This is a genomic window from Niastella sp. sgz303648 (assembly GCF_059587045.1).
The window spans coordinates 89,520-103,083 of the sequence record NZ_JCAPSW010000008.1 but is presented as its reverse complement, the minus strand read 5'-3'; the positions used below and the strand labels follow the sequence as shown (position 1 = coordinate 103,083).

At 41.9% G+C, this 13,564-nt stretch carries 9 protein-coding genes; 4 read left to right on the top strand and 5 right to left on the bottom strand.

Annotation, left to right across the window (positions count from 1 at the left end; all coding sequences use genetic code 11):
• Positions 1-222: 222 nt before the first annotated feature.
• Together AC59IL_RS23150 and AC59IL_RS23145 are read left to right on the top strand one after the other, a co-directional pair.
• On the top strand, positions 223-591 hold the full coding sequence (locus AC59IL_RS23150) for a hypothetical protein (protein ID WP_496554576.1): 369 nt from the start codon (positions 223-225) through the stop codon (positions 589-591).
• Positions 588-995 carry a hypothetical protein gene (locus tag AC59IL_RS23145; RefSeq protein ID WP_496554575.1) on the top strand — a complete coding sequence of 136 codons (408 nt, stop codon included), beginning with the start codon at positions 588-590 and terminating at the stop codon, positions 993-995. Before AC59IL_RS23150 ends, AC59IL_RS23145 begins: the two co-directional genes overlap by 4 nt.
• Before the next feature lie 131 nt (positions 996-1,126).
• Here AC59IL_RS23145 and AC59IL_RS23140 read toward each other — a convergent pair whose 3' ends face one another.
• The gene (locus AC59IL_RS23140) at positions 1,127-3,577 is read right to left on the bottom strand and encodes a right-handed parallel beta-helix repeat-containing protein (RefSeq protein WP_496554574.1); all 2,451 of its coding nucleotides are present in this window, start codon (positions 3,575-3,577) and stop codon (positions 1,127-1,129) included.
• A gap of 610 nt (positions 3,578-4,187) precedes the next feature.
• Between AC59IL_RS23140 and AC59IL_RS23135 the strand changes: the two genes are divergently transcribed.
• Positions 4,188-4,634 (top strand): YMGG-like glycine zipper-containing protein, encoded by a 447-nt coding sequence (locus AC59IL_RS23135; protein WP_496554573.1) that lies wholly within the window; start codon positions 4,188-4,190, stop codon positions 4,632-4,634.
• A 161-nt stretch (positions 4,635-4,795) separates the two neighbouring features.
• On the opposite strand, the gene AC59IL_RS23130 is transcribed toward AC59IL_RS23135, so the two are convergent.
• The 4 genes from AC59IL_RS23130 to AC59IL_RS23115 all read right to left on the bottom strand — a co-directional run bounded on the left by AC59IL_RS23130 (position 4,796) and on the right by AC59IL_RS23115 (position 11,387).
• Entirely contained in the window at positions 4,796-5,188 is a 393-nt protein-coding gene (locus AC59IL_RS23130; RefSeq protein WP_496554572.1) for a response regulator, read from the bottom strand.
• Between the two features lie 957 nt (positions 5,189-6,145).
• Complete coding sequence (gene dinB / locus AC59IL_RS23125) at positions 6,146-7,297, bottom strand: DNA polymerase IV (protein WP_496554571.1); 1,152 nt, start codon at positions 7,295-7,297, stop codon at positions 6,146-6,148.
• A gap of 185 nt (positions 7,298-7,482) precedes the next feature.
• Positions 7,483-10,431, bottom strand: coding sequence for a DNA polymerase III subunit alpha (locus AC59IL_RS23120; protein WP_496554570.1), 2,949 nt, complete (start codon positions 10,429-10,431; stop codon positions 7,483-7,485).
• A 530-nt stretch (positions 10,432-10,961) separates the two neighbouring features.
• Positions 10,962-11,387 carry an SRPBCC family protein gene (locus AC59IL_RS23115; RefSeq protein ID WP_496554569.1) on the bottom strand — a complete coding sequence of 142 codons (426 nt, stop codon included), beginning with the start codon at positions 11,385-11,387 and terminating at the stop codon, positions 10,962-10,964.
• 323 nt (positions 11,388-11,710) lie between these two features.
• Here AC59IL_RS23115 and AC59IL_RS23110 point away from each other — a divergent pair, with 323 nt between their 5' ends.
• Positions 11,711-13,525 carry a bifunctional metallophosphatase/5'-nucleotidase gene (locus tag AC59IL_RS23110; protein WP_496554568.1) on the top strand — a complete coding sequence of 605 codons (1,815 nt, stop codon included), beginning with the start codon at positions 11,711-11,713 and terminating at the stop codon, positions 13,523-13,525.
• Positions 13,526-13,564: the final 39 nt, after the last annotated feature.

The window sequence follows — 13,564 nt, the reverse complement described above, 5'->3', positions numbered from 1 at the left end:
ACTTGAGCAAACAGCGTCTTACCTAAATAACATTGATACTATAACTATTAATACCTGCAGAGGTTTAAAAAAGTGAACAAATTGCCTGCCATCAGGTACAGAGATGCCCTGCGCTAATTCCTCCCGCCCCATAAATTTAATTTTCAGAAAATATTGAAAGTTTGGAACATTTCATTAGCTTTGTAGTGTAAAGACAAGGTGATAAATGCTTAATCATTTGTTATGAATACGCTCGCCTACATCATTTATCTGATCATTACCTGGTTTATAACCGTAAACGTTGGTTTGCGGTTTTACCGAAACGGAAGCAGTTATATTCTTACCCTGCTTCATGGCGATCAACAACTAACTCATTTTATAAACCGGATGTTGTTAACCGGGTATTACCTGATCAACCTTGGCTATGTTGCCCTTACCATCAGGTTTTGGGAAACCATTACCACCTGGACCGAGCTGTTAACCAGCATTTGCACCATGATGGGTAAAATAATGTGTGTACTGGCTGTAATGCATTATTTCAACATGGCCGTATTGTTATTTTTCAGCCACCGACATCACAACCATGCCAACAATAAAAATGTAGATATATGAAAACCTCATTAAACTTCACCGCTTATTTGATTTATCTGCCTGTTGTTATAATACTTACCTGGTATGTAGCCCATATTCTGTTTAAAAACAGCAAAACCTTTATGCTGGATATTTTCAATGGCAAAACCGACATCGCCCTGTCGACCAATAAACTTTTCGAAACCGGTTTCTATCTGATCAATCTTGGGTTTGCATTATTCATTATGGAAATAGCAGCTGAAATCAGCGACAGCCGCACCATGCTCGAAATTCTCAGCACAAAAATCGGCGGGTTCAGTATTTATCTTGGCATTATGTTGTTCTTTAACCTGTACCTGTTTTTCAGAGGACGCCGTATTTCAAAACAAAAAGCCAAACTGGCCGAGGCCCCATTTAATAAAAATCCTTATGGTAGTAATGCATGAAGGTGAATGCCTTGTCCCGTCAGGGGCAGCATATTGGTAGAAGGATTTCGAATAGGGAAATCAACGGCACTTTCAATAAAAAGGGCTGCCAAATGAACAGCAGCCCTTTTTCTATTTTCTCCCCTACCCTTTTATTTTATAAGAATGTTCTGAAGGATCTGTTGCTTTCCATTATAGGATACAGCAATAAAATAAGTTCCCTGCTGCAATCCCTTATAATCTATGGGAACCGAATGCATACCTGCCGCCAAATTGCCGTTGGCCAATGTTTTGATCAGCCGTCCATCGGCTGCAAACATTTTTACCACAACTTTCTGTGCCGATGTAATAGCAAACCGTATCGATGATAATCCCTTTGTTGGATTGGGTACCACAACCGGATTTTGCTCAGTAAGTATATCAGTTGCTGTTGTGATGGTTTGTGTTGCGATGCGGCTTCCGGTAGCAGCGCTGCACGATGCCTCGGTTGGATTGTTGCCGTTAATTTCTATCCAGTCGATATTGGCAAATTCAGTAGCAGAAGTTGTTTCGAGCCTGATCTTATTGGCGCCTGCCACAAGGGTAACCGGCATCCAGTCGGTAGTTGTCCAGGCTGTCCAGCTGGTTGTTTTCGGGAACGATGCGGCGGAGATCACCTCTACGCCATTTACCAGCACGCGGGCAGTAGTAGCGCTTTGTGAACCGGCATTGGCATAGCGCCAGCGTAAATTATAGGTTCCTGCCGATGCTGCACTTACTGCCCAGGTAATACCCTGTCCGCTTGAATTGCTCAGGTTAATATAATAACCGCCATCAGCGCCGGTGTATGTGCTTGCCCTTGTTCCGTTGGCGCTGCAGTAACCAACACCTGTACCCGATTTATCATCAATACGCAACGTTGTGCCGGTGCCGCCGCTGGTGGTAAAGTTGGCTGTAACGCTGGTATTGGCATTCATGGTAACCGTAGTAGTAGCCGATGTGCCGCTTGCGCCGCCGCTCCAGCTGCTGAACGTGTAGCCGCTCGCCGCTGTTGCTGTTAATGTAACAACGGTACCCGTTGAATACGAAGCAGCATCCGGACTGCGGGTAATAGTACCGCCGCCCGTTGGACTAACAGTAGTGGTTAGCGTATAGGTGGTGCCGGTGCTTGTAGTAAAGTTGGCAGTTACGGTTTTATTGCTGCTCATGGTAACCGTTACCGAAGCCGACGTACTGGTAACATCACCTGTCCACCCGGTGAATGTATAACCGCTGGCAGCAGCCGCTGTAAGCGTTACTACGGTACCTGAATTATACGAAGTGGCATTGGGACTAAGGGTAACACTACCGCTGCCCGATGGAGAAACATTCGTTGTAAGTGTATAGGTTATAGCGGTTCCTCCTGATTCAATGGCGCCAAGGTCGGGTGCATTACCATTATATGTAATGCCGGTAGTGGCAACACCGCCATCGACCAGGTCGCTGCCCGAAGCGAGGTTCAAAAATCCGTTGCTGACCGGGCTGGCGGCGGGTCCCGGTGTAAGGGTTACAAAATCGGCCGCTGTAACTGTAAATGAACCTGAAACTCCCTGAAAGGCATTGGGTGCAGTAGCCGTACCAATGATGCGATCATTTGAACCACTTAAATACGACAAATTATTTTTAAACACACTGGTACCGCCATCGAAATTGAAATTTCTTTCGGCATTGTTGTACGAAGTATTATTGGTTACTTCAATAGTGCCCGGATTGCTGTTATACGTAAATCCATGATGCCCGTTATTAAATGCAACGCATCTTCTTACAATATGATTTACGGCAATATCTTCACCCCCCAGCTTAAAACCGTTTTTATCGCCATTGCCCGAGGTAGAACCATCGGTAAGTATACCGTTATCATGGGAAATACAACCCTCAAGGGTAACCGGTCCTATGGGTCCGGTATCGGGCTTGGTATAAAAATCCCATCCATCATCGATATTGTTGTGCGAAACGCAATTGCGAAAAACGTTTCCGGTACCACAGGTTAGTTTGGCGGCAAATCCGTCGGCATTTTCATTACCCGGGTCCTTATTGTCGTACGCTTCGCAACTCAGGATCAGATTATTGCTCGGCCACTGACTAATAGTTGTATACGAAGTATTATAGCGGCTGAGCTGCAATCCGGTGTCGGCATTCTTTCTGAAAATGCAGCTTTCAATGGTATTGTTATCGCCAGATAACAGCATACCATTATCGCCTGCACTTTCGATGATAATTCCTTTAAAGTGCCAGTAACTTCCATCGAGTACGATGCCCCGGTTTGAACTTGAAACAGCCATACCGGCAAAGCTGATGATGGGCACTTCGCTGCCATAGGCAAACAGGTTTTTAGGAGCAGAAGCTGTTCCGCTGTTAGCTTCGGCAATAACAATGGTAGAAGTAAAACTGTACGTACCTCCGCGCATGTAAATAGTGCCACCGGCAGTAACCGTAGCCAGCGCATTTTGTAATGTTGTAGGAGCTGAAATAGATGTACCGGAATTGGAAGCGCTTCCGGAGGGCGACACATACAACACCTGCTGGGCAATTGAACCCGCACAGGCAAATAGCAAAGCAAACAAAGACCATAGAGTTTTCTTCATAAAACAAGCGTTTAAGTGATTAATAAAAAACAATCGTTATGGCAAATAAAGGCGCCGCATAACTTTTTTTGAAAACTATGCACAGGCGGCTATACCCAATTTCAGGAGTTAAAAAAAAGCGAGCTAAATAGCAGAAAATAAAGCCATCACTGAATGATGGCTTTTCGAAGGAACACATGGCAATCAATCGCTATTAGCTTAAAACTAATAAAAGGGACGGAAAAATATTAATGCGGTTAAAGGATTCGGGGAAGTTTCAATCTTGAAAGACCTTGTTAATAAAAAGTCAAAATTCATTGGTAAGTTATACAGAAGTAGAATACTGTTGTTATTACCAAAAGCATTTTTTTATGCAATCGTTCCCGGTAACGATGTCGCATACGCTAAGAACCTAAAAAAGAAAAAGAGCGTCAGTTAACGGGCATTTCTCTTTTATCTGGCCTTTAATATTTCTTTATGTTAATGCGTGGAAGCCACGATTATATTGAAAATGAATTGATATTCGCCTATAGCAACGCCGGCTTTAACAATTACAAAATTTATGGCACGTTTTTTCAACTATAGTGTTTGAAGTAATATTAAATGTGAGAAACCTAAAAAAAACAGATTTATGAAAAAGATTTTTTACACTACCACAGCAGCATTGGGAATTGTATTGGTAATGGCGTCGTGTAAAGACAATAACCGGCTCGAAACGGGAAGTGCACAGGTGATGCCGGTATCGGCATCGGAATATGCGGAATTTAAAGACTGGAAACAACAGCAGCAACAAACAACTACAACCGTTTCAAATACACAGGCAGCACGCCCTGTAGTTATACATAAACATTATGTGATAAATAAAACAACACCGGCGGTTGCACCGGTTCAACCTAAAAAGAAAGGCTGGAGTAAAGCTGCCAAAGGCGCTGCAATTGGTGCTGGTACCGGAGCTGCAGCAGGTGCAATTTTAGTTAAGAACAATCGTGCACTGGGTGCGGTAATTGGGGGTGTTTTAGGCGGCGGTGTTGGATATGGAGTAGGACGTTCAATGGATAAGAAAGACGGAAGATATTAACGGCAAACGGCAAATCCTTCGGTTTCCGGTTACCTGTCAACTTTTCAACTCATAAACTTTCATTGATTTCAGATTTCAGCATAGCTTAAAAATAAACAAGCCCCGGCTTTCGTCGGGGCTGTTTATATTTGGTTTAATGGATGTGCGTGTTTTGTATAATTTTAAGCCACCTGGCTTTGGTTCACTATGCTGATCAGCATATTATTCAACTCATTGAAAGGGGCATCTTTTGCAACAAATCCGTCGGCGCCCAACTGTATGCCTTTATTGATGTAAATACTGCTGTCTTCCATTGAAAAAAAGATGATTTTTATACCAGGCCATTGCTTCTTCAGGTGTACAGTTGTTTCCAAACCATCCATCACAGGCATATTAATATCCAGAACGCATATATCGGGGGCAGTATTCAAATGCAACTTGTCGAGGAATTCTTTACCGTTCTCGGCTTCCATAACCACTTTGTGACCCAATGAGTTAAGCCTGAACTTCACACTTTCACGAATAAGGGCGTTATCGTCTACAACTGCTACGGTAATAGGGAGTTCTTTTTTCATAGTTACTTCAATTTGTTTTTACAAAATGTCGTACGATCGTTATTTGGTTGGGGGGTATTCCCGAAAAGGGTGTAAATGCCCTTTATTATAAAACACCAGAGTAAAGAGTACGACAAAAAGATTTTTTCAGAATGGCCAAAAATGAGCAGTATTTTGTTAACATCTATACATTTACACTTAGAAACCGCATTCATATTATAGATTTTCAAATACCAACTCATTGATTTCAACCTATTCTCATTACTGTTCGCATGTTTCCAAATATTCGGCCAACCTGAACATTTGTTAATAACATATTGTAAATAATATCCACAAAATCAATTGATTACACGTAAATCATCTTCTTACCAACGATTTATACTTTCATATTTTTTATACTTTAACAGGAAGTATTTAAGAACAGGCCGAATCCCTAACTTTTTTGAGACTGAAGGCAGAATTGAATCATAAAATGGCCATTTTCAAAATTGAAATTCCAAATTTGAAATCATTTATGGGCATTTCATGATTGAAATTTCAAAAAGCAAACTTGTAAGGTCTATAACATTTTTCGTGATGGCCATCAAAAGTTAAAAGATGGTCCGCATCAATGTTGTTTTTGGTGAATTTAGATTCCCGACGCCCATTTAAAATCTGAAAATGGCGGTTTTTTACCTTACAATCTCATAAAATAATCAGGTGACGGCCATTTCATTTGTTACAACGGGCGCGGCCGAAAATTTGGAGGGTCATTTCAAACATGAAATGGTCATTTTAAATTTAAAATCTCAAAAGCAAACATGAAATGGCCATCATTGGAATTTTGATGGCCATAGTTGGATTTATTATGGCCATCAAAATTTACGTTGTGAGCGTTACGGGTTATGTTATAGGTATGGTTGAAAAAGCGCAGGGCATTTATTGAGTTGTTTGGGCTATTACAATATTATGTTCAGGTATAAGCAAACCATTGCCCTCTTACACCCCAACAGCCCGCATAATTGTTTTTTCACCAAACCGCTTTTTTACACTGTCGATGGCCTGGTACAGGTTGATCATCTCCTGCGTATCATCGAACAAACTGATCTGGTAATTACCTGGAATAAGATTGGTGAAGCGTATGCCCAACAGCCGCACCAGCAGGCGACGCTCATACAGTTTATTGAACAGCTCTTTGGCTGTTTTTAGCAATATATGATCGGCATTGCTATAAGGGATGGTTATTGGTTTGGTAAAGGTTTCGAAATTCGAGTACCGCACTTTTACCGTTACGCAACCGGTTAATTTATTTTGCTGCCGTAATTGAAAGGCGATCTCTTCTGTCATGCGTACCAGCTGGCTGTGCAGGAAATTTGTATCAATCGTATCTGTTTGAAAAGTTGTTTCTGTTGAAATCGATTTTTGTTCATGAAAAGGAATAACGGGCGATTCATCGATACCATTTGCTTTTCGCCAAAGATCGATACCGCTTTTGCCTAATAAATTCTCCATCATTTCAACCGGTATTTCACTTAAAGTTTTCACAGTTTCAACGCCCATCTTTAACAGCTTATACCCCGTTTCTTTTCCTACACCCGGAATTTTTACAATGCTCAGCGGCGCCAGAAAACCTTTTTCATTGCCAAAGGGGATTTCCAGTTGTCCGTTTGGCTTCACCTCATTGGTAGCTACCTTGCTTATCAGCTTATTCGAGGCCAGCCCCCAGGATATAGGCAAACCGCTTTCTTTGGTAATTCTTATTTTTAACTGATCGGTAAACTGACGGCATCCAAAATACCTGTCCATACCAGTTAGATCAATATAAAATTCATCGATGCTTGCTTTTTCAAAAACAGGTACGGTATCTTTTATTACATCGGTAACGAGGTGAGAATATTTGCTGTATACCTCGAAGTCGCTTTTTATAACAATGGCATCCGGACAAAGCCGGCGGGCGATTTTCATAGGCATGGCACTATGAATGCCATATTTGCGGGCTTCGTAGCTGCAGGCAGCCACCACTCCCCTGTCGCTGCCACCACCCACCAGCAACGGTTTTCCTGCCAGCTTTGGATTGCGCAACGTTTCAACCGATACAAAAAAAGCATCGAGGTCGAAATGGGCGATATGTCGGTCGTTTGAAAGTATCATGGTGAATGGTCAATGGTGAATTACGCCAAACGCTTAACGCAAAACGCGGAACGCTTAAACAATGTGTATTTAGCGTTAAAGCATCAAGCATTCGGCATTGAGCGTGTGAATACGCTTAACGCAAAACGCGGAATGCTTAAACAGTGTGTATTTAGCGTTAAGCATTAAGCGTTCGGCATTGAGCGTTATTGCTTATCAAAGCTTCGTTTCTTAAATCCCACTTTCTCCATTTTACGCGCTTCGATGCTGAATACGCCAAAATCCTCTACCACCTTGCCGGTTATTTTATAAAACCCGCCGGTGTGCAATGGATAATTCCGGGCTGCATCGGGAAAATGCACGGTATCTACCCAATCGAGTTCTTTATCGATGAACGTTCCGAAAAACATAACATCATTATTTTTTGTTTGCACATGCTTTCGGGCGATGAAATAAACGAGTACTGTTACAACTTTCCCCAAATGGTTGCCGATATCTTTTGCCCGCAGGTATTTATCAGCAGCATCATCTGCCATATCGAAAGGATTGCTGAGTGTAAAACCAAGTATCTCCTTCTGATCATATAAATCATCAACCGGGTCGTCGGTAAGTGCAGGCAAACTGAACTGAACCGGCTTTTCTTCAAATAATGATTCGCTGGCCGGTACATGCGTTTTGTTTTTCTTCTGCAAAAAACTGGCTTCCCACAACAATTGCTTTTTTGTTTTACCGGTAAAACGGAATGCGCCAACACTTACCAGTATATTCAATTGTTCGGCAGCAATAGCCGTTCGTTCAATAAAATCCTGTAAATGCAAAAAATCACCGCCGGCTTTTCGTTCCTCCAGCATTTGTTCTACAGTTTTCTCCTGCAGCGCCTTTATATGAATAAACCCTGTATACACCTCATTGCCTTTAATAGTAGTGTACAGGTCACTGTTATTTACACAGGGTGCTTTGATAATACCACCCGCCTTCAGCAATTCAAGAAAATACAATTCGGTTGAATAAAAGCCGCCGAAATTATTGATCACCGCTACCATAAATTCTCTTGGATGATAGGTTTTCAGGTAAAGGCTCATATAACTTTCCACGGCAAAACTGGCAGAGTGCGCTTTATTAAAACTATATCCGGCAAAACTTTCCATTTGCCGCCATACTTCGGCAGCCAGTTCATCGGTATGCCCTAACTCGCGGCAATTGGCCAGGTATTTTTCTTTAATATGCCTGAACTTATTGTTCGAGCGATATTTTCCGCTCATGGCGCGTCGTAGTATATCGGCTTCTCCTAAAGTGAGGCCGGCAAAGTAATGCGCGATCTTTATCACATCTTCCTGAAACACCATTACCCCGAATGTTTCGCTCAAATGTTCTTCAAAAAGCGGATGCAGGTAAACAATTTTATCGCGATTGTGAAAACGGGTGATGTATTCGCGCATCATGCCCGATTGCGCTACTCCGGGTCGAATGATGGAACTGGCCGCTACCAGGGTAATGTAATCGTCGCAGCGCAGCTTTTTCAGCAGTTGCCGCATGGCAGGCGATTCAATATAAAAACATCCGATGGTTTGCGCCTCGCGTATCTGCTTTTTGATTTCAGGATTGTGCCTGAAATTTTGAAAATCATGAATATTTATATCGATGCCTTTATTGGCTTTTATTAAGCGTAAACTTTCTTTAATGTGGCCAAGTCCCCGCTGGCTCAGCACATCGAATTTATTAATGCCGATATTTTCTGCAACGAACATATCCATTTGCGTTGTAGAAAAACCTTTGGGTGGCATAAACAGGGTGGCATAATCAGTAATAGGTTTTTCGGTAATGAGCATGCCGCATGGATGAATAGAAATGTTATTGGGAAAATTTTTCAACAGGCTGCCATATTGCAATATGGTTCGCTGAATGGTATCGGTTGGGTGGCCCGACCGTTGCAGTCCTTTTATTTCATCTACAGGCAAACCGAATACTTTTCCCAGCTCCATAATGATGGCATCGTGCTGAAAGGTGGTATACGAGCCTAATAAAGCAACGTGCTTTTTTCCATACCGTTTAAAAATATAATCGATGATGTCGTCGCGATCCGTCCAGCTGAAGTCGATATCAAAATCGGGAGGCGAAGTTCGCTCGGGGTTAAGGAATCGTTCAAAATAAAGGTTTAGTTCAATAGGGTCTACGTCGGTTATTCTGAGGCAATACGCCACAATTGAGTTGGCGCCGCTACCCCGCCCTACATAATAAAATCCGCGCAACTGGGCGTACCGGATCATATCCCAGTTGATGAGGAAATATGAATTGAACCCGAGATCGTTAATGATCTTTAACTCTTTGTACAATCGTTCCCAGGCTATCTTATTTTTTCGTCCGTAACGCGCTATCAACCCATCGGTAGCCAGTTTTTCGAGCAATACCCTGTCATCTTCAGCAGAAGCACTAAAACACTTTTTATTTTTATCTGTTTTAAAATCCATTTCAATATGACAGGCATCCAGCAATTTGTACGTGTTGGTTACAATTGAAGGATATTGCCTGAACTGTTCGAGCAAAGCCGAGGGATGCACAAATATTTCATCGGGCGAAGCCTGGGTTTCGACAGGTAATTTCGACAACAGGGTGTTTTTATCAATCGCCCGCAGCAGCCGGTGCAAATTGAAGTATTTTTTATTTTGAAAAGTGACCGGCTGCCGTATTACCAGTTTGTTTTCGAATTTTTTCCAGTCGGTCGCAAACAGTTTATTTAATTCAGATGCCAATATGCCGATATATTCATCAGGCAGCAGATCACCGGCAGCTTTTCGATCAAAGGGATAAATAATAACCACATCGTGGCTGTTTTTAAAATAAGCTGTTGCATCATCGGGAAAATTTTTTTTGTGTTGTAAGTGGTATGATAAAAACTCATTGATGCCGGCAAATCCCTGGTTGTTTTTAGCGAGCAAAATATAGAGCAGCGCATCCCCGTTTCTTATTTCAGCGCCAACCACCGGTTTTATGTTCTTTTGCTGACAGAAATTAACAAAGTCCCAGCAATCGCAGGTGCAGTTTATGTTTGTTAAGGCAAATGCATCTATTCCGTGTTCAACAGCTGTATTTACCAGTTCTTCAGTAGTATAAGTTCCGTATCGTAAACTAAAATATGTTCTGCAGTTTAAATACATAAAGCCCCATCCCTTTACTGCAAAGCTACCGATCAATACTAACTATATTAGCATACTTAAACTAACTATATTAGCATACAATAAATAACCACTCCCCCGTAAAGGGGCATTAAACTGTTAAAAATGAATGGTGTAGTGCCTTTTAAAGAAGGGATATATCGCTTTCAGCAGTAGTATTCATAACTAAAATAATTACAAATCATTACAAAAAAGTACGTTTCATAACTTTAAAAGTATGAATGGTAGTTTATAGGGGCTAATGTAGGTTATTGGTAACAGTTACAAATTTAGCCAAAGTTTATAGTTTGTGGTTTGTTGTTTGTGGTTCTTTAGGTGAATTACTGTACGATTTTGATCCTGTTACAATTTTAAGGGGTGGTGAGGTAATAATGATTCCCAAAGCGCGGCAGCAACCACAAACAACAAACTACAAACAAACACACTGCGCCTTTGCGCGAAAAAGTAAAGGCCCCGTGTTTGCAGAGCCTTTACTTTATAAATTTCTATGAACTGAGGGCTATGCTTTGGGCTTAATTCTCTTCGGTATATTTTTTAAAATTGTTCAATATAGCCTGCCAGCCGTCGCGCTGCATTTCTACGGGGTTGGTGCTTTCGGCCTCGAATGTTTCAACTACTTTGGTTTCATTTCCATTGCTGGTAAAATTAACCACTACTTTTCTGGTATCGCCCATAGTGTATTCGATCAATTTATTGGTAATTACCTGGTCATACACACCGCCAAAATCAAATCCAAAACTGCCGTCTTTTGCTTCCATTCTCATACTGAATTTTCCTCCTGTACGTAAATCATTTTCAGCAAAAGGAGCATGCCAGTCAGGAGAAGCGCTGCACCATTGTTTAATATGCTCCGGTCCTGACCAAAATTCCCAAACTTTTTCAACCGGTGCTTTTACGGTGGCTTCAATCGTGATCTTTGTTGTGCTTGTCGTTTCCATCTTTTTATTTTTTTGAAGTGAATGAGGATGATTAATTTGATAATGCAAACATACAGCTTGCCTGAAAAATCCATAATGGCCAATTGTGACAAATAAAGGGTGAATTGTGACTCCCTGATTTCAGGAACAGCTTTACAAATACATACCAATAGAAAGTTACATAGCTTTTCAACAAGCCGGTATTTCTTTTATATTAACAGCCACGTTCTTTATATGCATGAAACTGCTGTTGGTAAGCTATAGACTGTAATTCATTTAACTCCTCATATATTAATTTCCTGTAATTTAGCCTGTTTACTGTTAAGCCCAAAACAACGATTGCTATGTCACCGATACACATGCCTGAATGTACATGCGCTTCATGCAATGCCATTGAAATTAGCCAAAAAGAAAAAGAATTACATATTGAACTGTCTGAAAACAGCCGGCGTGAGTTTTTAAAAAACGCGGGTCGCCTGGGGCTTGGCCTTGGAATAGGCGGTGGCCTGGTTACAAATCCATTTGCTGCAGCAGCCATGAAAGATAACGACGCTGCTTACAAAGCCGCTTCCATGCAGCATAACAAGGCTGTACAAAATAATAAAGCCACCTTGCTAACGCTGTTGCATACTGCCGATATTCATTCGCAGTTGATGGCCCACGATGAATTTTTTATCGAAAAGGGTGTGCCTGTATACAAAAAACGCGGAGGCCTGGCTTCGTTGAAAACAATGATCAACACATTGCGAAATCAAAATGCAGTCAATACCCTTGTTATCGACGGTGGCGATTGTTTTCAGGGTAGCGGTACGGCGGCGCTCAGCGAAGGAAAGGCCATAGTGCCATTGATGAATAACATCGGGTACGACATTATGCTGCCGGGTAACTGGGAGGTGGTGTACGGAAAAGAAATGATGATGAAAGACATGTTTGCCTATGACGGTGTAAAAGTTTGCGCCAATATGTTTCACGATACATCAGATGACATGAAAGGCGATCTGATTTTTCCTCCCTACTTTGTTAAACATATTGCAGGCATTAAAATAGGTTTTATTGGCTATAATGATCCGCTTACTCCCCGGCGCCAGTCACCGGCGTATTGCAATGGTATTAAGTTCACATCGCCCGTCATCAATGTGGCGAAATATATAAAGATCCTGAAAGAATATGAGCTGTGCCAGATGGTATTTTTGTTAACCCATATGGGACTGGCGCAGCAGGTAGGTCTTTCGAATCAGGAACAAATAAAAGGGGCCGACTATATACTTGGCGCCGATACCCATGAAAGAATTCGTAAACCTTTACAGGGCACTCATGCAAAAATAACAGAGCCCGGCGCTTTCGGATCGTTTATAGCAAAGCTTGATATAGTTATTGAAGACGGAATTGTAAAAGACCATGCCTATCAGTTGCTGGATGTTGATCCGCATCAATACAAAGAAGATGAAGAAATGAAGCAGCTGATAAAGAAGGCAAAGGCACCGTTTAATGATGAACTCACCCGTGTTATCGGCAAAACAAAAACACCTTTGGTAAGGTATTATGTTATAGAAACACCGATGGATAATTTTATTACCGATGCCATTATGTGGAAGTTTAAACCTGATATTGCGCTGAGCAATGGCTTTCGTTTTTGTCCGCCCCTTGTACCTGACCCTGCCACAGGTACGGCTGATATTACCGTTGATTATTTATGGAGCATGTTGCCGGTTGACAGCGAAGCCAAAAAAGGTTCCATTACCGGTTTGCAATTATGGACCTGGATGGAAACTGAACTGGAAAATGCGTTTGCAAAAGATCCGGCAAAGCGGTTAGGCGGCTGGGTGGTTCGCTTCAAAGGCATGGAAGTAACTTTCACACTGAACAACGAGGCCGGCAAAAGAGTAAACCAGATAAAAGTAGGTGGCGTTCCTGTTGACATGAATAAAGAATACAGTTTTGTGGCCTGTGAACGCGAAGGCGATCCCGATACAACCATCTGCCGTATGGAAGGAGTAAAACAGCCCACTTTAATGGGTCATAAAATGCATAGCGTGCTTGAAGAATACTTAGCGCAACACTCACCGATTGCTCCTGTAATTGAAGGACGCTGTAAAGCAACCGATGCCCCTGCCAACCTGCTTACACAGGTAAGTGGTTTGGGGTATGAGTTCAGATAGGTAAGAATAATAATATATGGTGAAAAAACCCGGTTGTAC